This is a genomic window from Ruegeria sp. BI12 (assembly GCF_056537985.1).
The window spans coordinates 1,166,758-1,186,979 of the sequence record NZ_JBQFSL010000001.1 but is presented as its reverse complement, the minus strand read 5'-3'; the positions used below and the strand labels follow the sequence as shown (position 1 = coordinate 1,186,979).

Genomic DNA, 20,222 nt, shown 5'->3' with positions numbered 1-20,222 from the left:
CAAGCTCTACCTTGTCGCAAACACCATTCCTGATAGGGAACGGCCTGTGTTATGTTGCAGTTTCTTGCGTTGTCCTGCTGCCGAGTCGAGTATTCCAACTAAAGCCCATAACAAGGATTGCGGGATTGATATTCATTGTCGCCGGCCCTCTTACGATATGGGCGCTTATCGAGGGTCTCAAAACAGCGGTCCCGCCGGTTAGTTAAGTTTATGGCGAAATCTCATGACATTGACTACATGCAAGTGATGCCAATGACCCTCCGCCTCGCCACCCTCTCGCTCCTGATCCTCTACCCCATCGCGTGGTTCGCCCCCCTGATGCGCGCTGGCCTGCTGCCGATCTTTGGCCTTAGCGAAATCAGCGTCATCACCGGTCTGCAGTCGCTGTGGAAATCGGACGTCTTTTTGGCCCTGATCGTCACCATATTCGCCCTATTCGCGCCCTACATCAAAACCATCGGCACAGCGCTTATCCAATGGGACCTGTTGGACCCACGTGTTCAACCCGCGCTGAACATCCTCGGCAAACTGGCCATGGCCGACATTTTCCTGATCGCGCTCTACATCACACTGGCCAAGGGGATCTCCTATGCGACCATAGAAACCGCATGGGGGCTTTACCTGTTTACAGCCTGCATTCTGGCCTCGCTCGCATTGGGTCACATTACCGAAATGACACGCAGATCACGAAATCCTCAGACGTAATTGATTGAAAACGCTTATCTGAGTATCATCTTTATATTTCGAGCAGAAAATTTTTGTAGTTTCGGTCCTGAGCGGATCATTCTGTGTGTGTTAGATGTTCCCCGCTTTGGGCTGGTGTGTTCCGGTTTCAAAAGGAGTTCGTCTAAGATGACCGCCCTCCACAACATCACATTGCAATTTCAGAATGCCTTTTTAAGACTGACTTTTTTCCTCATTTGCATAGCGGCCCTTTTCTCGGTCGGCGCGTGTCTTTTGTCCGCTTTGGGGGTTTTGCCCTGGCTATCCATGCAGGCCGGTTTTGGCACTGCTCCGGCTGTAGACGCAGGTATGTATGTCCAGATTGGTCTGACGGTGCTGATTCTCATGCTGGCCTTTTATCTGCCAGCAAATGCCCGGATGATGGCCCTTGAGAGATCTCATCGTAAGTTCTCGCTAAACATGCACGACGTGGCTCAGGCCTACCATCTGGCCCATACCGCAGATCGCGGCGAAACGTTCCTGCTGTCGTCTGAGTTTGACGCGGTCAAGGAAAGAATGGCCTTCCTGCGCCACCACCCAGACCTGCAATCGCTGGAACCCGAGATCCTCGAGTTGGCAGCGCAGATGAGCCATTTAAGTCACGAACTGGCTGAAACTTACGGCGATGCCCGCGTGTCCCGTGCTCGCACCTTCCTGCAACAGCGCCAGGAAGAGATCGAGTTGTTTCAGCAACGCATCGAGGAAGCGCAGGTCATTCAGCATGAATTGCGTCAATGGACCCATGATATCGAGATGGAGGAATCCATCGCAAAGTCGCAATTGGCGCGATTGCGGGACGAACTGTTCGAGCTGCTACCAGAGTTGTCTGCACAGCTGCAATCACCCGCCGACGACCGCGAACCCAATAAATCGAGCGTCATAGCAATGTCGCCGCCGCGCGCCGCGGAATAGGCGCGACAGCGCCAGCCGGGGACGATGGCCCGTTGGGCCTGAGGACGCGGCGCGCAACCGGCGAAGATGAAAGCCCTGCAAGGGCTTGAAGAACCGCCCGTCCTCGGGCACGAATTGCGCCATGGCAAAAACGACTTTCTCCTGCTCGGCCTGTGGCGCAACGCATTCCCGGTGGTCCGGGCGATGTGACGGCTGCGGTGAATGGAACACAATCACGCAAGACGTGCCTCTTTCGGCTGGCCCTGCAAAAAAATCCCTCGGCGGCAAACGTGGCCAGTCCATAGCACTCACGGACCTGTCGACCGAGGAAACACCCCCACCGCGTACCTTGTGCGGCGTAGAAGAGCTGGACCGTGTTTTGGGTGGCGGTCTGGTCCCGGCATCGGCCCTGTTGGTCGGAGGGGATCCGGGAATCGGAAAATCGACGCTGCTGTTGCAGGCCGCAGCGCGGTTCGCACGTGCTGGCGTCAAGACGGTCTATGTGTCCGGCGAAGAAGCCAGCGCACAGGTACGAATGCGCGCGCGCCGGCTGGGGTTGGAAGACGCGCCGGTTCAGCTTGCTGCCGAAACCAACCTGCGGGACATCCTTACGACGCTCGAGGCCGAGAAACCCGGGCTGGCTATTATCGACTCGATTCAGACCATGTGGGCAGACAATGTGGACAGCGCACCGGGCTCGGTGTCACAAGTCCGGGCCGCTGCGCATGAATTGACCACGTTTGCGAAACGACACGGCGTTTCGGTCATCATGGTCGGCCACGTCACCAAGGAAGGTCAGATCGCGGGACCTCGTGTAGTCGAACATATGGTGGACACGGTCCTATATTTCGAAGGCGAACGCGGCCATCAGTTCCGGATCCTACGGGCGGTCAAGAACCGTTTTGGGCCTGCAGACGAGATTGGTGTCTTCGAGATGACGGGCAAAGGGCTTGCACAGGTCACCAATCCATCGGCCCTGTTCCTGTCCGAACGTGGTACGCCCAGCCCCGGATCGGCAGTCTTTGCCGGGATCGAAGGCACACGCCCTGTTTTGGTTGAATTACAGGCACTTGTGGCCCCTTCTCCACATTCGCAACCGCGCCGTACGGTTGTTGGATGGGACAGTGGGCGTCTGGCAATGATCCTTGCCGTGCTCGAAGCCCGTTGCGGCATCCCTTTTGCGGGTCTCGATGTGTACCTTAACGTCGCTGGTGGCTTGAAAATCGGTGAGCCCGCCGCAGATCTGGCGGTCGCTGCAGCTCTGCTGAGTGCCCGAGAAGACACAGCCCTGCCCGCAGATACCGTTGTTTTCGGAGAAATCTCGTTATCTGGGGCACTTAGACCGGCCCCTCAGACAGAAAACAGGTTGAAAGAAGCCCAAAAACTTGGTTTCACATCGGCAATCGCTCCGGCGGGCGGCAAAACCGGTACTGTGGCAGGTCTGACACTCACCCGACCCTCTGATTTAGTTGGGTTTGTTGGCGAAACCTTCGGAGCAGGTTAAGGTCGCCCCCTGAGGGGCAGAAAAAGAACAGGCGAGGGCCATGGAAGGTTTTACAATAATTGACGGGGTCGTTGCCCTGATCATCGTCGTTTCAGGCATTCTTGCCTATTCGCGCGGCTTCTTACGTGAGGTTCTGGCCATCGCAGGCTGGGTCGCAGCTGCAGTGCTGGCCTTTATCTTTGCACCGCAAGCAGTACCGCTAGTCAAAGAAATCCCGGTCGTTGGGGATTTCCTGCGCGACAGCTGCGAATTGTCAGTCATCACGGGCTTTGCTGCGGTATTTGCAGTCGCCCTTATCATTGTCAGCATTTTTACGCCCTTGTTTTCGTCAATTGTCCAGCGATCTGCACTGGGCGGTTTGGATCAGGCGCTTGGTTTCTTCTTCGGCATCGCCCGAGGCATCCTGCTGGTTGCCATCGCGTTCTTCGTCTACGACACGGTCATGACGGGGCAGTCCTACACAATCGTCGACGAAAGCCGTTCGGCCAAGGTGTTCGAACAGTTCAGCGACAAGATCGAAGAACAGAACCCAGAAGCAGCCCTTGGTTGGGTGACACGCCAATACGAAGAACTGGTCGCCAGCTGCGCCGAAGGTTCCGCACCTACCGAAGAGCTGACAGCCCCTTCGACAACGGAATAAACAGACTTCAGAAAAAAGCAAAAGCCCGGCATCTGCCGGGCTTTTTTTTGGTAAAGCGAGACGAAGACGCACTACGAAGAAATTTTCGCATTGTGCCCCAAACTTACGTCCAGTTGATATGCAATTCAGGCACTCAGAAGGGCTTGACGAGTCTTCTGGAGCCACTTGGAGATTTCGATGCCCAGGCGAGCTTCCAACGAAATCTGCAAGTCTGCATTACGAGTGAACTCGGCGTTTAGCTCCGAGAACTTCCATGTCATGAGCTTTGTAGCTTCCAATGCACGAACCGTGACCGGCGTGTTGAATTCGCCGTCTTGGTTCAGAAACGCTATGGCACCGAGAAAACCACCTTCGCCAAGGGTATCAACACGTGTTCCGTTCTCTTCAACAGCAACCTTGCCTTCGACAATCAACGACAACTCTGCGACCAAACGGCCTTGCGTTATGAGGTCGGTTCCCGCATCGACCGATCGACGCTCAGCCATTCGAAACAGCTTAAACGCATCTTTTTCTGAGAGATTTTGGAGTGCAAGCGCGTAGAGGCGCCCCTCCTCTTCGGTAAATTGGACAGGTCTTCGTTCAGCTAAGAGCCGCGCAATCCAGTATAGATTGATAAAGATAAAGAACACATTCCAGCCAATTGGCACCCACAGTGTCGAAGTCTGAAGGTAGAAATAGGGCAGCAAAAGTCCGCCTCCTATGACGGAGAGGATTCTTAACTTAAGAATGTCCCTTACTGAGTAGGAAAACAGATAAACGACGTTCGCCGAGTTTACCAAAATATCTGGGCCGATCATAAGCTTGTCCTTACGTTTGCGAACCAAAGGAAACGAGTAAAGTCGAGAATATGGCTCATCAATTGTCAGTTGGGCAATCGATGGAGAATCCAAACTAGATTTAAAGTGATGTTAGAAAGCGTGAGAATCTGCGTACCGCCAACGCGGGTTTTCGTTTTTGAGCCGCAGAGGAATCAGTCAAAGCGATGAATGGCGGCCAAGTCCCGCACAACGATCCTTGGATTAGGAAAGTGCGTCGTTCCACCTATAGTCACAAGAACCCCTCACCTCCGCACATAGTGCACCGGATTGTTTTCAAACCGAAACAGCCATCACATCGGCCCATTATTGGCTTCCCGTGTAGGTCGCGGCTTTTGGTGACTTCGCCCGCTCCATTGCAGATCGGACACGGAGCGCGCCCTGCTCCTCTGCACCGATGGCACCGACGTTTGACGGGTTCTTCTTTCTTTTTTCCTTGCTTGTGCTGCCACATGGCGGTTATCCGATCGAACTTTGTCATTGCCGAAAACTCGTTATGTTTACTATGACACCACATGCCTGCCCCCCCTTTCCACCTTTTCATGCTGATTTTGGCAAAATCCACATGCGTCAAATCGCGAATGTGATCCTTTGATGACACAGGCGCGCTGAGGCATTATGTGAGTGGCGAACTGACATGGAATCGGAGCTGCCGATCTTGCTGTATCTGTTTTCTTATGCGCTCGTCCTTGCGACGCTGGCGTGTTTGCGCCCCGATCCGGTCGGGCGGCAATGCATAAAGATACAAGCATTCAGGCCTTCTGACCCGCAAACCTAATCAACATAAACACGTCATGGAAATTGGAGCCCGTATATGTGTGGCATTTTAGGGATCGCAAGCAGGACGCATGATGTCTTTGCGGAAATCTATGACGGGCTGCTGATGTTGCAGCACCGGGGCCAGGACGCCTCGGGGATCGTGACCTATACCGGCGAATTCTTTCGCGAGAAAAAGGCCAATGGGTTGGTTAAGGACGTGTTCAATTCCAGTGACGCCGAGACCCTACTGGGACAGGTCGGCATGGGGCATGTGCGATACCCCACCGCCGGATCGCTCAGCGCTGCCGAGGCGCAGCCATTTTTCGTCAACGCGCCCTATGGCATCTATCTGGTCCACAACGGCAACATCACCAACACGGCCGAGCAACGCGAGAAAGTCACCGCCAAGTACAGCCGCCATTTGCGCACCACCTCTGATTCAGAAATTCTTCTGAACGTGCTGGCAGACAAAGTGGCTGACGCGATCAAGGTCAACGGCAATGCCGAACCCATTCGCAACATCTTTGCCGGCGTGAAGATGACAATGGAACGCGTTCAGGGTGCCTATTCAGTAATATGTCTGGTTGCCGGTGTTGGCATGCTGGCATTCCGCGATCCTTTCGGCATTCGCCCCCTGTCAGTCGCCAAGCGCGACGTGGATGGCGACGGCGATGACTATGCCTTTGCTTCCGAGGATGTCGCATTCGGCATCAATGGCTTTGAAAAGCTGCGCGATGTGAAACCGGGTGAAGCAATTCTGATTGACCTGGACGGCAACATGCACACATTCCAGGCCGTCGATGGGCAACTGACGCCCTGTATCTTCGAGTATGTCTACCTGGCCCGTCCGGATTCGTTGCTGGACGGCGTCTCGGTTTATAAGACCCAGATGCGCATGGGACAGACGCTGGCGCGTCAGATCGAGGCTGCAGGTCTTGAGATCGACCGCATCATCCCTGTGCCTGACAGCGCTCGCCCTGTGGCACTAGAAGTCGCGAAGGCTACCGGAATCCCCTACCGCGAAGGTTTGGTCAAGAACCGCTACGTGGGTCGCACCTTCATCATGCCCGGCCAGGAAGAGCGGCAGAAATCTGTACGCCGAAAGCTGAACGCTGTTCCATTGGAGTTCAAAGGTCACAACGTATTGCTGATCGACGATTCCATCGTCCGCGGAAATACGATCAAAAAGATCGTCCAGATGTGCCGCGAAGCCGGCGCCAAGAAGGTTTTCATCGCCAGCGCTTCGCCGCCAGTGAAATTTCCCAACGTTTACGGCATCGATATGCCCACCAAGCATGAGTTGATCGCCAACGGCAAAGAGATTGAAGAGATCCGGCAGGAGCTCGGCGCAGACGCCCTGTTCTATCAAGACCTCGATGACCTGATTTGGTCTGCCAAGGAAGGCAACCCGGAAATTGAGGCTTTCGACTGCTCGTGTTTTGACGGCAATTATATAACCGGAAGCGTCAGCGGCGACTATCTGGACAGCCTCGAGAACAGCAGCCGGGTCAGCAAGAAAAGACAGGACATGCAGGTGCCCGGCGGGTCCTGGAATGCGGCCAAACTGGCGTCCGGCTAAGCCCCTGTCAGAGCGTTCAACAGCGAATCAGATTTCAGTTTTGGCCCGTATCGCAAAGGCGATGCGGGCCTTTTTTCAGTCAATAATGCTATTGATCGGTCAGTTTCCGCGCACAACTTTTCGGTGAAGAAACCGCAATCGCAAGGGCTTCGGTGACGTCGAATTTTGTTGAGCCAAAGCACGTTCCCAGCCTCTTTTGTTCCGGTACTTCGTTTGATAGCCCCTCAGCCCAACCACTCATAAAACAAGGGGTCGGGCCGACATGGCCGGGCCGGGATTCATGTCAAACGCCAACGTAAAAAGCGCTGCCACGCAGAAGGGTGCGTTGAAGAAGAACTCTGTCTCTGTTCTGGGTGTCTTCGGTCCAAAAGCTGACATGCGTGCGTTGATGCGCCTGTCATCAGGCCGGGTGAAAGAGGTCAAGCCCGGCAGTCGGGTCTCTTCGGGCACGGTGATTGCCATTGATGACGAAGGTGTCATGCTGCGACAAAGCGGCCAGACGCGGCGGATCGTTATTCCGGGAAGCTAATCTGCCTTGACGCCCTGCGCGCATGGGTTCAAACCGCCTCTATGACCGATCAGACCAAAATTGCCCTCATCACAGGGGCCTCGCGCGGTTTGGGTGCTGCCCTGGCCGAAGCATTGGCACCCGAGTATCACATCGTCGCAGTCGCCCGCACCACTGGTGGGCTGGAGGAGCTGGACGACCGTATCAAGGCCAAGGGTGGTGCAGCCACGCTTGCACCTATGGACATCGCGGATCCGAACGCCATGGCGACGCTGTGCCGAGGCATTCATGACCGGTGGGGCAAAGTTGATCTGTGGATGCATACTGCCGTTCACACCTCTGCCCTGACACCTGCGCATTTCGTGGATCCAAAGGAATGGACAAAGGCGGTCAACATCAACGCGACAGCCACGTCGGTTCTGATCCCATATATTGCGCCGCTGCTGGGCGACAGCGGGCATGCCGTGTTTTTTGACGACCCCAAGGCGGGCGAAAAGTTCTATGGCATCTACGGCGCAACCAAGGCCGCGCAATTGGCGCTTGCGCGCAGCTGGGCCGTGGAAACAGAGCGAACGGGTCCGCGCGTTTCTATCGTGGAACCTGCACCAATGCCTACAGCTGTGCGCGCACGATTCCATCCCGGCGAGAACCGCGAAGTGCTGAGCAGCCCTGCGGATGAGGCAGCACGTATTCTGACACTGTTATAGGAATGGCCCTTTGGGCCATGCCACCGGCGGGGATATTTTTGACCAGATAAAGCCGGCGCGTTACGCGATATGCACGCCATTGCGCCCGGCTAGATCGACAAAGAATTGCCACGCCACACGACCCGAGCGTCCGCCACGAGTGGCCTGCCATTCGATGGCCTCGGCTCGCAGGACATCAGCGTCGACAGAAACGCCATAGGCCGCGCAATAGCGGTCGATCATGGCTAGGTATTCGTCCTGATCGCACGGATGGAACCCCAGCCACAGGCCGAACCGGTCCGATAGCGAGACTTTCTCTTCAACCGCTTCAGACGGGTTGATGGCACTCGAGCGCTCGTTCTCGATCATGTCCCGAGGCATCAGGTGGCGCCGGTTCGAGGTAGCGTAGAAGACAACGTTTTCGGGGCGACCCTCGATGCCTCCATCCAGCACTGCCTTGAGCGATTTGTAGTGCTGGTCATCGTGGCTGAACGACAGGTCATCGCAGAACAGGATAAACCGGTGCGGAGCAGCGCGTAAGTGGTTGAGCAGACGTGCGACCGAGCCCATGTCTTCGCGCTGAAGCTCGACCAGTTTGAGCTGCGGAAAATCCGTTTGCAACGTGCCGTGAACGGCTTTGACAAGGCTGGATTTCCCCATGCCCCGAGCGCCCCACAGCAGCGCGTTATTGGCCTTGTACCCCGACGCAAACCGCCGTGTGTTGTCCAATAGCGTATCGCGCGATCGATTGATACCAACCAGCAGCTCCAGGTCGACGCGGTTGACCTGTGTGACCGGTTCCAGCCGATCCGGCTCAACATGCCAGACAAATGCCGGGGCTGCGGAGAAGTCAGGAGCAGCCAGAGGGGCTGGCGCCATACGTTCGAGCGCGTCAGCGATGCGTTTCAGGGCTTGGTCGTCCATAGGCTCCTCCGGTCGGTCTTGCGGGGTTCAAATCACGTTCCGACTGGCGCAACAAGGGCCACGCATCAAAAAAGGCGCGCCCGTTAGGACGCGCCCGATCGTTTTTTATTTGAAGGGATTACTTGCTTTCTTCTTCGCGAATGATCTCTTCGTCGGCTTCTTCTTCATCGTCATAGTAGCCGTCGGCGCGCAGTTGCTCTTCGCGCTTTTTCTCAACGCGTGCGACCAGGAAGATCGACACTTCGTAAAGGCCATAAACCACTACGAACAGGATGACTTGTGTGATCACGTCCGGCGGGGTCACCAGCGCGGCCAAAACCAGAATTGCCACCACCGCGTATTTCCGCACGGCACCAAGGCCTTCGGCAGTGACCAGACCCGCCTTGCCCATCAGGGTCAGTAGAACCGGCAATTGGAAGCATAGGCCAAAGGCCACAATGAACTTGATCGTCAGGTTCAGGTATTCCTGGGCTGAGCCCTGGAACACAACGCTCAACGGCGCGGTTGCTGTCCCGTCTACCACAGCTTCGCCTTCGGCACCGAATTGCTGGAAGCCTAGGAAGAAGTCGTAAGCCAATGGCGTGACGACATAGAAGGCAAAGCTAGCCCCCAACAGGAACATAAAAGGGGATGCCAGCATGAACGGAAGGAACGCGTTCTTTTCCGATCGGTACAAACCCGGTGCAACGAAACGCCACATCTGCATTCCGATATAGGGGAACGCCAGAATGAACCCGCCCAGAAGCGAGACCTTAATGGCGACAAAGAACCCTTCCTGTGGAGAGATGAAAATCAGTCCACAATCCTGTCCGCGTTCTGCCAGCACCTCGCACAATGGGTTTGTGAGGAAGTTGAACAGCGGCGTGGCAACGGTGAAGCAAATTATCATCCCGATCAGGAACGCCACGACGCAGTGGATCAGACGCGTGCGCAGTTCCGCCAGATGCTCGATCAACGGGGCCGAGCTGTCTTCGATCTCGTCGGTGTTTGTCATGTCTTGCTTTCAGTGTTCAGCGCGGCCTCGGCCTCTTCTGCCTTCGCCAGCGCGTCCGCAGCTTCCTTGGCCTTGCGCTCAGCAGCAGCACGTGCGGTCGAGGCTTGGATCTTCTTGGCCTGCTCTGCACGTTCCGCGGCCAGTTTGCCGGTTTCGCTGTCGGGGTCGAACTTGGTCGGATCCATGCTCTTGGCCATGTCCTGCGCAGCTTCTTTCACACCGTCCATGGCGGTGTTTACAGGATTGGTGGCCGCATTCAGACCCTTCTTGATCTCGTTCACGCCCGCCTGATCCGCTGCCTCGTTCATGGCGCTGCTGAATTCGCGTGCCATGCCACGGGCCTTGCCGACCCAGCGGCCGACGTTACGGAACAGCACCGGCAGGTCCTTTGGCCCCACAACGATCAGGGCAACAACGCCGATGACCAGAAGCTCGGTCCAGCCCAGATCAAACATCTGCGCTTAGGCCTTGTCTTTGTCTGTCTCGGGGGTGACGTCTTTCGCCATCTCGGACGCATCCTGTTCCAGCTCGTCCGCGCCTTCTTTGACACCCTTTTTGAACGATGTGATGCCTTTGCCCACTTCGCCCATCAATGAGCTGATTTTGCCGCGGCCAAACAGCACCAGAACCACAACGGCGATCAGTAGAAGACCGGGAAGACCGATATTGTTGAGCATGTCTCTTCTCCTTTTAAGTCGGCGCACGTGCGCCGGGAATATGATCTGCGTCCGTGTTTACGCGCGGACAGACCATCGCAAAAGCGTGTCGCCACTGTTCTGCGCCCAAATTTGAACGGATCACGCAATTTTTGAGGACTCGCATTCTTCAACTGACAGGTTTATGTCAGTTGGATGCACATATTACGACCCTGTCCCATCAATACAGGAGCATGACGTGACACAAATTGCAGAAACCGTAACGTTCAAACTGGCGGCCGATGTAACAGAAGAGGATTTCGTGAACATCATGAAAGGCACAGAATCCTTTGTTCGGAACGCAGATGGCTTTGTCTTCCGCCGCCTAAGTTCAGGTGGCGACGGGCTTTGGACCGATACAGTCATCTGGGCCGACATGGATTGTGCCCAGGCCGCCGCCGATGCCTTCCCAAAACAGGATTTCGCTCCCGCGGTCATGGCTGCAATCGCGCCGGACACCGTAACAATGCGGCATGATGCGATCCATTGGACCATCGGAGCGTCATGACACACAGGACATCCCATGCGCCGCAGTGACCGGCTATTCGATATCATCCAGATCCTGCGCGACGGTAAACTGCATCGCGCGCAGGACATTGCGGACCGGCTTGAGGTGTCGGTCCGTACGATCTATCGCGACATGGATACGCTGGTTGCCTCGGGCGTCCCGGTCGAAGGCGAACGCGGCGTGGGATACATGGTACGCGAGCAGATCACCCTGCCCCCGCTGAACCTGACCCCGGCCGAGCTTGAGGCCCTGAACCTTGGTATGGCCATCGTGGCCGAAGCCGCCGACCCAGACCTTAAATCCGCGGCCGAATCTCTTGCCGACAAGATCGATGCCGTGCTGCCAACGCAGGTTGTGGCTGAAGCTGACAGTTGGAAGTTCGCGGTATACCCTTTTGCCGATGCAGCGCGTGGCCTGGCACATATGGCGCCGATCCGAGCTGCCATCAAATCGCGGCAAAAGCTGCGACTGTCTTATCGCCGGATCGACGGTGTTCTGACCGAACGGGTCGTACGCCCCCTGCATATGGAATACTGGGGGCGCGTCTGGACGCTGACATCATGGTGCGAACTGCGTCAGGGATTCCGCGTTTTTCGCATTGACCTAATCGAGGCGATATCACCCCTGCCCGAGGTTTTTGCTGACGAACCCGGCAAACGCCTGAGCGATTACGACCCTCACGCCTGACACCGGTCTGATGCAGTTCACCGCAGATAGGGTTCCGGATCGACAGATTCGAACCCTTTACGAACCTCGAAATGGACGTAGGCATTGTCGCCGCCGCGCAAGGAAGCGATCTTTTGGCCGCGCTTGACGCGAGCACCCTTTTTCACAGTGATGTTTTCGACATTCGCGTAAACCGTCAACAGGTCGCTGTTGTGCTTTACCACTATGATCGGAACCTGATCAGCGTCTGCCGTGATTGCGGCAACGGTTCCCGCGGCAGCGGCGTTAACCGGGCTGCCAGGCGCGGCAGCAATGTCGATACCTTCGTTCGAGCCTTTTTTATAGGTGCGAATGATCGTTCCGGTAACAGGCATGCCAAGTGCGGAATTGCTTTGCGTAGTCGGCGCTTCGGCGGTCACGTCCGGTGCGGGCTCAGCGGGCTTGATGACTTCATCCGGCAGAGGTTGTGTTGCGCTGGGTGGCGTCGGCGTCGGCGATCCCTGCCCAGGTTGGGTGATCGTAGTCGCAGGGACTGTTGTCACGGCGGCCGCCTCTTGACGGGGCGCAGGCTGGTTCTTGATTGGAATCAGCAGAAACTGTCCTTCGCGCACGGTAAAGTCCGACCCCAGCCCGTTCCACTCGGCCAATGCATCAACTGGTACGTTGTATAGGCGCGCGATTGTATATGCGGTTTCACCACGCTTGACTTTGTGGCGAATGGGCTCAGGTCCTGCTGGCGCAGGAGCCGGTGCCGGCGCGGCGGCTGGTTGTGCAGGTGCCAGTGTTGCCGTGCGCACCGATCCATCCGCCGGAGCCTCGTCAATCGCGGTTCCGGCAATTGTCGCGATATCAACTGAGCTGGCTGCGCTGACGGTACGCGGCAAGGCAATCACTTCGCCATCTCGCAATTGGTCTGCCGCCTGTAGTCCGTTGAACCGCGCGACTTCCTCGGCCGGTAAGCCGATCCGGGCGGCGACATCGCCAACCGTGTCGCCACGGCGCGCTACGGCCACCTGATAATTGGGGTAAGTAATCACGCCACGCGCATCCGGCGCGGGTCGGTTGGCGGTAGCCGCCTGCGCCGCGTCGGCCGTGGAAAACCCGCCGACATTGCCGCGCAGGTCATAATCTATAGGGCCGTCGCATCCCGCAAGGAACACCAAAGACGCAACACCTGCTGCGAATGCTGATTTGGAAACTGCTCTCATTTTACTGTCCTCACCGCCTGCCCCTGTTGTCCGGGGTTCCAGCGCTTATCGCAAATATTCTTTCACGCCCCGTCTTTGCCAAGCCCTTCTAGCAGGGGCACGAACCGAACGGGCAACAATTCATCATAGTCCAGACCGGTCTCGGTGCGTCTGACCCGGATCAGGGTCTGAACCGCATCTGACTGTCCCACCGGCAATACCATGATACCGCCGATTTTGAGCTGCGCCAAGAGCGGCCCGGGCGGGTCCTCGGCGGCGGCGGTCACGATGATACGATCAAACGGGGCTTGCTCCAACAAACCGAACGACCCGTCGGACAGCATCGCTGTCACATTGGTCAGCCCTAGGTCGCGGAACAACTGGCCAGTTTCGCGCACCAGACGCTTATGACGTTCGACCGTATAGACCCGCCGCGCCAGCTTGGACAAAACTGCCGCCTGGTAGCCCGAGCCTGTACCGACCTCCAGTACCGTATCACGCGGGCGCACATCCAAGGCCTGCGTCATCAGCCCCACGACCGAGGGTTGGCTGATCGTCTGCCCGCATGCAATCGGCAGCGGCGTATCTTCGTAAGCACGCTCGGCAAACAGACCCGTGACGAAGCGTCCCCGGTCGACCTGCTCCATCGCGGCCAGTACGCGCGCATCCGTTACCCCGCGCGACCGCAGGGCAAACAGGAACTGCATAATGGTTTCAGGATCAGGTCCGCTCATTCGATTGACTTCAGTTGTTCCAGAACGTCATGTGCTGTCAAATCGGCCCGCATTGGTGTGACCGAGATGTAGCCTCCCAAATTGACCGCTGCATCGGTACCGGGTGCTGTTGGATTGTGTTGATAGCCACCCTTGATCCACAGAAACCTCCGACCCGAGGGCGAGCTGTGAGGTTCAACCGAGAAATGGGTGTCCCGGCGATATCCTTGTGGTGCAACGCGTGTTCCCAGAACCTCGTCCGCGGGAACAGGTGGGAAATTAACGTTGTAAAACAGGCGGTAATCAGCCTGTTCTTCAGGTGTCGCCTTCAGAATACGCCGCACTAGGTCCGCCCCGAAACGCGTTGCAGCCTCAAAGGGATCGTCCAGACCTAGGTTGCGCGGCCCAAAATACTGCGACAAGGCAATGGCGGGGACACCTTGCAGGGCGGCTTCCATCGCGCCGCCCACGGTGCCGGAATACAGCGTGTTTTCAGCAGAATTGTTGCCCCGGTTCACCCCCGACAACACCAGATCAGGCGGCGTGTCCTTCATGACGTCGTGCAACCCGGCCAGAACGCAGTCGGCGGGCGAACCCTCGGCTGCATAGCGGCGTTCGCCCAACTTGGCGACCATCATCGGATGGGTGTAACTGATACAGTGACCAACACCTGACTGCTCGAAGGCAGGCGCCACGACCCAAACTTCACCCTCTGGGCCTGCGAGATCGGCGGCTATCGCCTCAAGTGCGATAAGCCCCGGTGCATTGATACCGTCATCATTGGTCAGAAGAATACGCATTTGCCCCATCCACCCGGCGTTTTGCCCTTGATAGACCCGCCCCTGCGTCGCGGCAAGCAAAGCGGGCACCCAATCTGAGGCTTTCGGGCACCACTTGGCGCTAAACTGTGTCTAATGGGCCTAAACAGGGAAAACGAAACACTTGTCGCGACGGATAGTCAGCCACATGACCCGCCCCGGGTTGGGAACGAAGACGTTGGGCACTGTCGCCCTCAGGATCGAGCCGTCATGGTCCATCCGAAATTCAACGAGGCTTTCGTTGCCCAAAAACCGCGCCCGTTCGACCACGCCGCGCGCGGCAACGCCATCTGTGGGCGTAGGCAGCGGCCCCTTGCCGTTCCGATCAAAGTCCAGCCGCACGTGCTGGGGTCGGAAAACGATTTCAACATCCGTATTGTCCGGCACTCCAGGGGCCAGAAACTGCCCAAACGGCGTTTCCGCCAAGGCACCATTCACTTTGGCAGGCAGTACGTTGATATCACTAAAAAATGCAACCGCCGCCTTATCCGCTGGCCGCGTGAAAACGTTGTACGGCGCGCCCTGCTGCACGATTTTGCCACGCCGCATCAGGGCGATCTCATCCGCCATGCGCATCGCCTCTTCAGGTTCATGCGTGACCAGAACAACGGCTGCGTCCTCTTCCTTGAGGATCGCGAGCGTTTCGTCCCGAATGCCGTCCCGTAAGCGGTTGTCCAAGCCCGAGAAAGGCTCATCCATCAGCATGATCCGCGGACGTGGTGCCAAGGCCCGAGCCAGCGCCACACGTTGCTGCTCGCCCCCCGACAGATGATGCGGATAGCTGTCGACAAAGCGCATCAGGTCGACTTTGCGCAGCAACTCTTCGACGCGTGCGCGTTTTTCGTCCTTATGCCCTCTCAGGCCAAACGCCACGTTGTCAGACACGCTCAGATGCGGAAACAGGGCAAAATCCTGAAACATCAGCCCGATCTCGCGTCGTTCAGGCGGCACACGAAACACCGTGTCACAGATCAGCTTGCCATCGACATAGATTTCACCGGATTCCTGCATCTCGACGCCAGCAATCATGCGCAGCGTCGTGGACTTGCCGCATCCCGATGGCCCCAGCAGACACGTCACCTGCCCGGCCTGAACGGTCAGCGAGACGTTATCTACAACAACTCGCCCCTCATATCGGGCGATCAGATTTCGGATTTCCAACCGAGGAGGAGTAGCGTTTTCTGTCACCGATGGGCCCCGTTGCCTTTCCCGATCAATTCCATCGGGCTTAGGCGGGGATAACAACCCCGACCTTCAGGTGCAAGAGATCAGCAACAGCCGCCGGATGGGGCCTCGTCAGACGCTTCAAACGGGCTTTCGCCGCCGCAACCTTCGAAAATCCCGTAATGGGTCGAGAAATCGCCGATGAATTCGAAATGCCGGGCAAAACGCGTGTCTTTCAACATCATCCATGTGTTGCCGCAGACGGGAAAGACCTTGCCCGCCTCAATCGCGTGGTGATCATCCAGTTCAAACAGATGTGGGGCGTTGGGGACAGTACCTTTGTAAATCACCGCCTGACCGTAGTCTTCGCAGGCAGGCTCCAACTCGGGCAGCTTGAACAGGCGGTAGGTCGCGGACAGGAAGTTCAGGGGTGCGACTCGCTCCTCCAGAACCGCGTTCTCGATGGTCAACGGGCGGTGGGTCACACGACGCGGGTCGCCAAAGCCAGCATTGCGCGACATCGACAGAAAATCGTTCCAGTACAACGCGCCTGACAAGCACTCGCCGTACAGAACCTCATCCTCGGCCATCTCTTTGGGCACACGGCGGTCAGAATAGACGTCCGAGAAATACATCTCGCCCCCGTCTTTCAACAACCGGTGCGCGCCACGCAGGACGGCATCCTTGTCGGTGGCCAGGTTGATCACGCAGTTCGACACGATGATGTCGAAAGAACCAGGTTCCAGATCCAGCTCATCCAACTTTTCGATATAGCCGTGGTGGAATTCTACGTTTGACGCGCCATGCCCGAAGGCCTGCGCGTGATAGTCTTGATGCGCGCGCGCGACATCCAGTTGCTCGGGCGTCATGTCCACGCCGACAACGCGTCCTTTTTCGCCAACCATCGCAGACAGGGCATAGACGTCCCGTCCGGCACCGCAACCAAGATCCAGAATGCTCATGCCCTCTAGATCCAGCGGCGCGATCAGGCCGCAACCATAGTAACGGGTCAGTACTTCGTCATGGATTTTCGACAGAATCTTTTTGACATGATCCGGCATGTCATCAGGGGTGCAACACGCGTTTGTCTGCAAGTCCGAGCTACCCTGCAGGACTTCGCCATAGTAATTCTGCACTGCCTCATGCTTCATCGCGGCTATCCTTCTGTCTGATGGCTGCATAGCAGCTAATGCAGTGCGGAGATTGGCGCAATCCGTGCACTTACGATCTGACGAAAGCGTGAGGATTCATTGGCCTCACGCCAGCAGTTCAAAATCTACACCCCCGCGTAATTTGCCGTTCACCTGAACCTCAAGCCGATGTGCTCCGGGAACCAGTTTGAACGTGGTCGCGTCGCCCTTGAGCTTGTGCGTTTTGCTCAACGTCAGGACGCCGTCTTTCAACGAAGCTTGTTTCAGCTTGTGCACTTTGGCTGAGGTTTTTCCGCCAGGTCGTTGAAAATGAACGATGTAATCCACAAGAACCGGTTGCTGATCCTTACCATTCAACACAACATCAAACTCCAGCGCGCCACCGATCCGTGCCTCGCCTTTGATCGTGACATCGGCCGAGACCTTGGCGTCCGGGTCAAAACCCAGCGTCTTCATGGCGCGCGGATGTCCAGCTTTCACAAGACCACGCAAGGTGTGCGAGGTCATCCAGTCCAACTCATCCTGATCCTGTTGCCCTCTCGTGCCCCATTCCTGCAACCGATCCAAAACCAGATCGGGATCTTTCTTGGAGATGTCGTTCAGGTGATTGGCCACCGAGCGGGTAACATAGCGCGTCCTATCGGCATGCAGGCGGTCCAACAACGGCAGCGGATCGGTCAGTTCCAGCGCAACGCCCTGCCCCCAAGGCAAGCGCGGCCGTGTGCCTTCGCTAACCAATCGTCGCACGTGATAGCTGTCATGCGCGCACCATTCATTCATCCTCGACAGCACCAAATCCTGATGTGCGTTGAGGAACGGGCGAATGGCCCATTCCATCGAAAACCTCTGGGTTAGTTCCTCAAGCACATCCAATGCCTGCGCCGGATGGTCTATTCCTACGGCAACAACCCACTCACCTAATGGCGCAAAGATGAAATCCCCAAAATCGTCATCCGTTTTGCTGGGATCCAAAGGCGACGGCAAAGCGCGCAACAGTGTTGGTGCGATCTGAGTCACATCACCCGGAACGGCCTGTTGCAAGCACTCGGCAATCCAGGCCATCCGCTCTTTCAATTCCAGATCCAGAAGGCGCGACATGACCTGCGCGTGAAATGAATTGGCATCAAAAGACGGGTCTGCGCCCGCGAAAAGCCCTGCCAAATAGCTGGTCTTTTCCGCGTTAAACAATTGATCCTTAAGTGAGAAGTTCTGTGCCATGGTCACATCGTCATGTTGGTCGCGCCGCCGTCCAGCAGGATGTTTTGCCCGACGATGAACCCGGCATGCTGCGAACAAAGGAAAGCGCACGCCGCGCCAAATTCGCCGCGTGTTCCATACCGACGCGCCGGGATTGTTGCCGCGCGTTCGGCACGCGCCTCGTCCAACGAAATACCCTTTTGCACCGCCACGCCGCCATCCAACGAATCCGCACGGTCGGTGGCGTGAATGCCCGGCAGCAAGTTGTTGATCGTCACGCCTTTTGGCGCGACCTGACGTGCAGTTCCGGCGACATAACCAGTCAAACCGGTGCGGGCAGCATTCGACAGACCCAGCGCCGGGATCGGCGCCCGTACCGATTGCGAGGTGATGTTGACCACCCGGCCCCAACCTTGCTCCATCATACCCGGCAAAAACGCCTTCATGAACACAATCGGCGTCAGCATGTTGGAATCCAGCGCTTTGATGAAATCGTCACGATCCCAGTCGGACCACAAACCGGGCGGCGGACCACCGGCATTTGTCACAAGAATATCAACGCCCTGCGCGGCTTCTATCACCTGCGCCTGCCCGTCTGCCGACGTCACATCGCAAGCAACGGTTTGCACGTCCACCCCATGGTCAGTTCGCAGACGCGCGGCCTCGGATTCCAAAGCCTCAGACCCGCGCGCGTTCATCACCAGATTAACACCAGCAGCGGCCAAAGCCGCGGCGCAACCCAAACCCAAGCCTTTGCTGCTGGCACAAACCAGCGCGCGTTTTCCGTTAATTCCCAGATCCATCGGGACCCTCCTTAGTTTTGCGGGGTTTTGTCTGATGCCATCAAATCAAAACGACCCTATGGCTGCGTAGCTAAAATTCTTGGTCGACTGTCGCCTGCAGAGATTGCAGCGTCTCAAGCAATTCAAGCAGGCCCGAACGATCACTGCTTTGCCCCATCCAACCCAGCTGCTGAACGAGAATTGAAGAAACTTCGGCGCATTGCCCGCTTTTGCAGCGCCGCGTGCCTTTCAGACGCGTCTCTTGTGCAGACAGATCCGCAATGGAAGAAGCCAAAATTGCCATATCCGATTTCAGCTGCGTCCGCACATCATCCGACAAGTCTTCGGCGTGGTTGGTTAAGAAACGCCCGAGGTCTTTTTCAAGCTGCTGAGTTGACCGCCGCGCAGCGCGCATCGAACGCAGAGCCTGCCGGCGAGAAGACGAAGTATACGCGTTAGAGCTTTTGAAAGACGCGTAAGTACGGGAAACCTGTGCACCCGCATTTTTAATTCTGATCTGAGTTTGCAACGAACGCTCTGACAGCGCTTTGGCGTCTTGGGTCAGACTTATTGCACTCGATTGGCCTTCCTCACCGCTGTTGCCTTCTTGATCGCGGCTCTCGTCGGGCTCGCCTCCGCACCGTGCGCAGCCGCTGTCTTCTGTTGTTGGCGCAGGGCGACCACCGTGACCAGGATGCGCGTTGGCAATTTGTGGCAGTTCCAAGGAAAACAAAGCAGCGACCAAAAAAATTGCCGCCGTCCTTGCCATTCGTATCCTCATTTCGCGCCCTTACAATGTTGCGTCTCTGCTCGATGTGGTGTCGCCGGACCTGCCGACGGCACCACGGCCACAAAAATCAGATTTACAGCTTGGCGTCAGTAAAAAAACTCTTCGCGCACGATCTTGCCGTCTGCGACATGGTAGATAGCTACTTCGCGCATATCAAAACTGTCGCCACTTTCCTTCACTGTGCCCTGCACTTCGAAGATCACGGCAAAGCGGTCGTCGCCATGCATAAACGGTTCGCTGACCGAAGCGCCGCTTACATCATGCGCGCCTTCCCACCATTCATGTTTGCCACGTATGCCATCACGCCCTGCGGTTTCACGACCCATGCTCATGGCATCTGTCGCTTCGACCGAAATGGCATCGTCTGCATAGAGTTTGTCCAAATTCGCTTTGGCCCGGCCTTCCCGGCATCCGGCGACCAGTTCGTCTGCAATTTCTTTTAAATTCATCACACCTCTCCATCATTTGTTCACTATATGTTCTCTTTGCCATAGTCAGCCGATTCTGAACAGCCCCTTTGTCTTGCCT

The 20,222-nt window shown here is 56.8% G+C and carries 23 protein-coding genes; 9 read left to right on the top strand and 14 right to left on the bottom strand.

Features of this window, described 5'->3' with window-relative positions:
- Positions 1-252: 252 nt before the first annotated feature.
- The 4 genes from ACR0AK_RS06165 (at position 253) to ACR0AK_RS06150 (ending at position 3,758) form a co-directional block, all read left to right on the top strand.
- Entirely contained in the window at positions 253-705 is a 453-nt protein-coding gene (locus ACR0AK_RS06165; protein WP_480792721.1) for a paraquat-inducible protein A, read from the top strand.
- Positions 706-852: 147 nt separating this feature from the next.
- Positions 853-1,635 (top strand): DNA repair protein, encoded by a 783-nt coding sequence (locus tag ACR0AK_RS06160; protein WP_170556992.1) that lies wholly within the window; start codon positions 853-855, stop codon positions 1,633-1,635.
- 121 nt (positions 1,636-1,756) lie between these two features.
- Entirely contained in the window at positions 1,757-3,118 is a 1,362-nt protein-coding gene (gene radA, locus ACR0AK_RS06155; RefSeq protein WP_170556990.1) for a DNA repair protein RadA, read from the top strand.
- A 40-nt stretch (positions 3,119-3,158) separates the two neighbouring features.
- Positions 3,159-3,758, top strand: a complete 600-nt coding sequence (locus ACR0AK_RS06150) for a CvpA family protein (protein WP_480792720.1) — start codon at positions 3,159-3,161, stop codon at positions 3,756-3,758.
- Between the two features lie 125 nt (positions 3,759-3,883).
- Here the strand turns inward: ACR0AK_RS06150 and ACR0AK_RS06145 are convergent, their stop codons facing one another.
- Complete coding sequence (locus tag ACR0AK_RS06145) at positions 3,884-4,555, bottom strand: Crp/Fnr family transcriptional regulator (RefSeq protein ID WP_480792719.1); 672 nt, start codon at positions 4,553-4,555, stop codon at positions 3,884-3,886.
- A gap of 832 nt (positions 4,556-5,387) precedes the next feature.
- Between ACR0AK_RS06145 and purF the strand changes: the two genes are divergently transcribed.
- From purF to ACR0AK_RS06130, 3 genes are all read left to right on the top strand, one after another.
- Positions 5,388-6,911 (top strand): amidophosphoribosyltransferase, encoded by a 1,524-nt coding sequence (gene purF / locus ACR0AK_RS06140; protein WP_480792718.1) that lies wholly within the window; start codon positions 5,388-5,390, stop codon positions 6,909-6,911.
- A gap of 280 nt (positions 6,912-7,191) precedes the next feature.
- Positions 7,192-7,440 (top strand): hypothetical protein, encoded by a 249-nt coding sequence (locus ACR0AK_RS06135; RefSeq protein WP_480792717.1) that lies wholly within the window; start codon positions 7,192-7,194, stop codon positions 7,438-7,440.
- A gap of 41 nt (positions 7,441-7,481) precedes the next feature.
- Positions 7,482-8,126, top strand: coding sequence for an SDR family NAD(P)-dependent oxidoreductase (locus ACR0AK_RS06130; RefSeq protein ID WP_170556980.1), 645 nt, complete (start codon positions 7,482-7,484; stop codon positions 8,124-8,126).
- A gap of 60 nt (positions 8,127-8,186) precedes the next feature.
- Here ACR0AK_RS06130 and ACR0AK_RS06125 read toward each other — a convergent pair whose 3' ends face one another.
- From ACR0AK_RS06125 to ACR0AK_RS06110, 4 genes are all read right to left on the bottom strand, one after another.
- Positions 8,187-9,029 carry an ATP-binding protein gene (locus tag ACR0AK_RS06125; RefSeq protein WP_480792716.1) on the bottom strand — a complete coding sequence of 281 codons (843 nt, stop codon included), beginning with the start codon at positions 9,027-9,029 and terminating at the stop codon, positions 8,187-8,189.
- 118 nt (positions 9,030-9,147) lie between these two features.
- Positions 9,148-10,023, bottom strand: a complete 876-nt coding sequence (tatC, locus tag ACR0AK_RS06120) for a twin-arginine translocase subunit TatC (RefSeq protein ID WP_170556976.1) — start codon at positions 10,021-10,023, stop codon at positions 9,148-9,150.
- Positions 10,020-10,478 (bottom strand): Sec-independent protein translocase protein TatB, encoded by a 459-nt coding sequence (gene tatB / locus ACR0AK_RS06115; protein ID WP_170556974.1) that lies wholly within the window; start codon positions 10,476-10,478, stop codon positions 10,020-10,022. The genes tatC and tatB overlap by 4 nt, the downstream gene beginning before the upstream one ends.
- A gap of 6 nt (positions 10,479-10,484) precedes the next feature.
- A complete protein-coding gene (locus ACR0AK_RS06110) occupies positions 10,485-10,700 on the bottom strand; it encodes a twin-arginine translocase TatA/TatE family subunit (RefSeq protein ID WP_170354368.1) in 216 nt (71 codons plus the stop codon).
- A gap of 217 nt (positions 10,701-10,917) precedes the next feature.
- Between ACR0AK_RS06110 and ACR0AK_RS06105 the strand changes: the two genes are divergently transcribed.
- Positions 10,918-11,226 carry a hypothetical protein gene (locus ACR0AK_RS06105; protein WP_170556972.1) on the top strand — a complete coding sequence of 103 codons (309 nt, stop codon included), beginning with the start codon at positions 10,918-10,920 and terminating at the stop codon, positions 11,224-11,226.
- Positions 11,227-11,241: 15 nt separating this feature from the next.
- Entirely contained in the window at positions 11,242-11,913 is a 672-nt protein-coding gene (locus tag ACR0AK_RS06100; protein WP_480792715.1) for a helix-turn-helix transcriptional regulator, read from the top strand.
- A 17-nt stretch (positions 11,914-11,930) separates the two neighbouring features.
- Here the strand turns inward: ACR0AK_RS06100 and ACR0AK_RS06095 are convergent, their stop codons facing one another.
- The 9 genes from ACR0AK_RS06095 to ACR0AK_RS06055 form a co-directional block, all read right to left on the bottom strand.
- Entirely contained in the window at positions 11,931-13,100 is a 1,170-nt protein-coding gene (locus ACR0AK_RS06095; protein ID WP_480792714.1) for a peptidoglycan DD-metalloendopeptidase family protein, read from the bottom strand.
- Positions 13,101-13,162: 62 nt separating this feature from the next.
- Positions 13,163-13,813 carry a protein-L-isoaspartate(D-aspartate) O-methyltransferase gene (locus ACR0AK_RS06090; RefSeq protein WP_170556967.1) on the bottom strand — a complete coding sequence of 217 codons (651 nt, stop codon included), beginning with the start codon at positions 13,811-13,813 and terminating at the stop codon, positions 13,163-13,165.
- Positions 13,810-14,592, bottom strand: a complete 783-nt coding sequence (surE, locus tag ACR0AK_RS06085) for a 5'/3'-nucleotidase SurE (protein ID WP_170556965.1) — start codon at positions 14,590-14,592, stop codon at positions 13,810-13,812. The genes ACR0AK_RS06090 and surE overlap by 4 nt, the downstream gene beginning before the upstream one ends.
- A 120-nt stretch (positions 14,593-14,712) precedes the next feature.
- On the bottom strand, positions 14,713-15,798 hold the full coding sequence (locus tag ACR0AK_RS06080; RefSeq protein WP_480792713.1) for an ABC transporter ATP-binding protein: 1,086 nt from the start codon (positions 15,796-15,798) through the stop codon (positions 14,713-14,715).
- Between the two features lie 80 nt (positions 15,799-15,878).
- Positions 15,879-16,925: a methyltransferase domain-containing protein gene (locus tag ACR0AK_RS06075; RefSeq protein ID WP_480792712.1), complete on the bottom strand. Its 1,047-nt coding sequence runs from the start codon at positions 16,923-16,925 to the stop codon at positions 15,879-15,881.
- Positions 16,926-17,030: 105 nt separating this feature from the next.
- Positions 17,031-18,143: a hypothetical protein gene (locus tag ACR0AK_RS06070; protein WP_480792711.1), complete on the bottom strand. Its 1,113-nt coding sequence runs from the start codon at positions 18,141-18,143 to the stop codon at positions 17,031-17,033.
- Positions 18,144-18,145: 2 nt separating this feature from the next.
- On the bottom strand, positions 18,146-18,925 hold the full coding sequence (locus tag ACR0AK_RS06065; RefSeq protein WP_480792710.1) for an SDR family oxidoreductase: 780 nt from the start codon (positions 18,923-18,925) through the stop codon (positions 18,146-18,148).
- 70 nt (positions 18,926-18,995) lie between these two features.
- Positions 18,996-19,673, bottom strand: a complete 678-nt coding sequence (locus ACR0AK_RS06060; RefSeq protein WP_480792709.1) for a hypothetical protein — start codon at positions 19,671-19,673, stop codon at positions 18,996-18,998.
- 107 nt (positions 19,674-19,780) lie between these two features.
- Positions 19,781-20,143, bottom strand: a complete 363-nt coding sequence (locus ACR0AK_RS06055; protein WP_480792708.1) for a SnoaL-like domain-containing protein — start codon at positions 20,141-20,143, stop codon at positions 19,781-19,783.
- Positions 20,144-20,222: the final 79 nt, after the last annotated feature.

What these genes read in the sequence shown, in the direction of transcription:
- ACR0AK_RS06165 (WP_480792721.1), top strand. Translation starts at nt 253, where the DNA reads ATGACCCTCCGCCTCGCCACCCTCTCGCTCCTGATCCTCTACCCCATC.
- ACR0AK_RS06160 (WP_170556992.1), top strand. Translation starts at nt 853, where the DNA reads ATGACCGCCCTCCACAACATCACATTGCAATTTCAGAATGCCTTTTTA.
- radA (WP_170556990.1), top strand. Translation starts at nt 1,757, where the DNA reads ATGGCAAAAACGACTTTCTCCTGCTCGGCCTGTGGCGCAACGCATTCC.
- ACR0AK_RS06150 (WP_480792720.1), top strand. Translation starts at nt 3,159, where the DNA reads ATGGAAGGTTTTACAATAATTGACGGGGTCGTTGCCCTGATCATCGTC.
- ACR0AK_RS06145 (WP_480792719.1), bottom strand. Translation starts at nt 4,555, where the DNA reads ATGATCGGCCCAGATATTTTGGTAAACTCGGCGAACGTCGTTTATCTG.
- purF (WP_480792718.1), top strand. Translation starts at nt 5,388, where the DNA reads ATGTGTGGCATTTTAGGGATCGCAAGCAGGACGCATGATGTCTTTGCG.
- ACR0AK_RS06135 (WP_480792717.1), top strand. Translation starts at nt 7,192, where the DNA reads ATGTCAAACGCCAACGTAAAAAGCGCTGCCACGCAGAAGGGTGCGTTG.
- ACR0AK_RS06130 (WP_170556980.1), top strand. Translation starts at nt 7,482, where the DNA reads ATGACCGATCAGACCAAAATTGCCCTCATCACAGGGGCCTCGCGCGGT.
- ACR0AK_RS06125 (WP_480792716.1), bottom strand. Translation starts at nt 9,029, where the DNA reads ATGGACGACCAAGCCCTGAAACGCATCGCTGACGCGCTCGAACGTATG.
- tatC (WP_170556976.1), bottom strand. Translation starts at nt 10,023, where the DNA reads ATGACAAACACCGACGAGATCGAAGACAGCTCGGCCCCGTTGATCGAG.
- tatB (WP_170556974.1), bottom strand. Translation starts at nt 10,478, where the DNA reads ATGTTTGATCTGGGCTGGACCGAGCTTCTGGTCATCGGCGTTGTTGCC.
- ACR0AK_RS06110 (WP_170354368.1), bottom strand. Translation starts at nt 10,700, where the DNA reads ATGCTCAACAATATCGGTCTTCCCGGTCTTCTACTGATCGCCGTTGTG.
- ACR0AK_RS06100 (WP_480792715.1), top strand. Translation starts at nt 11,242, where the DNA reads ATGCGCCGCAGTGACCGGCTATTCGATATCATCCAGATCCTGCGCGAC.
- ACR0AK_RS06095 (WP_480792714.1), bottom strand. Translation starts at nt 13,100, where the DNA reads ATGAGAGCAGTTTCCAAATCAGCATTCGCAGCAGGTGTTGCGTCTTTG.
- ACR0AK_RS06090 (WP_170556967.1), bottom strand. Translation starts at nt 13,813, where the DNA reads ATGAGCGGACCTGATCCTGAAACCATTATGCAGTTCCTGTTTGCCCTG.
- surE (WP_170556965.1), bottom strand. Translation starts at nt 14,592, where the DNA reads ATGCGTATTCTTCTGACCAATGATGACGGTATCAATGCACCGGGGCTT.
- ACR0AK_RS06075 (WP_480792712.1), bottom strand. Translation starts at nt 16,925, where the DNA reads ATGAAGCATGAGGCAGTGCAGAATTACTATGGCGAAGTCCTGCAGGGT.
- ACR0AK_RS06070 (WP_480792711.1), bottom strand. Translation starts at nt 18,143, where the DNA reads ATGGCACAGAACTTCTCACTTAAGGATCAATTGTTTAACGCGGAAAAG.
- ACR0AK_RS06065 (WP_480792710.1), bottom strand. Translation starts at nt 18,925, where the DNA reads ATGGATCTGGGAATTAACGGAAAACGCGCGCTGGTTTGTGCCAGCAGC.
- ACR0AK_RS06060 (WP_480792709.1), bottom strand. Translation starts at nt 19,673, where the DNA reads ATGGCAAGGACGGCGGCAATTTTTTTGGTCGCTGCTTTGTTTTCCTTG.
- ACR0AK_RS06055 (WP_480792708.1), bottom strand. Translation starts at nt 20,143, where the DNA reads ATGAATTTAAAAGAAATTGCAGACGAACTGGTCGCCGGATGCCGGGAA.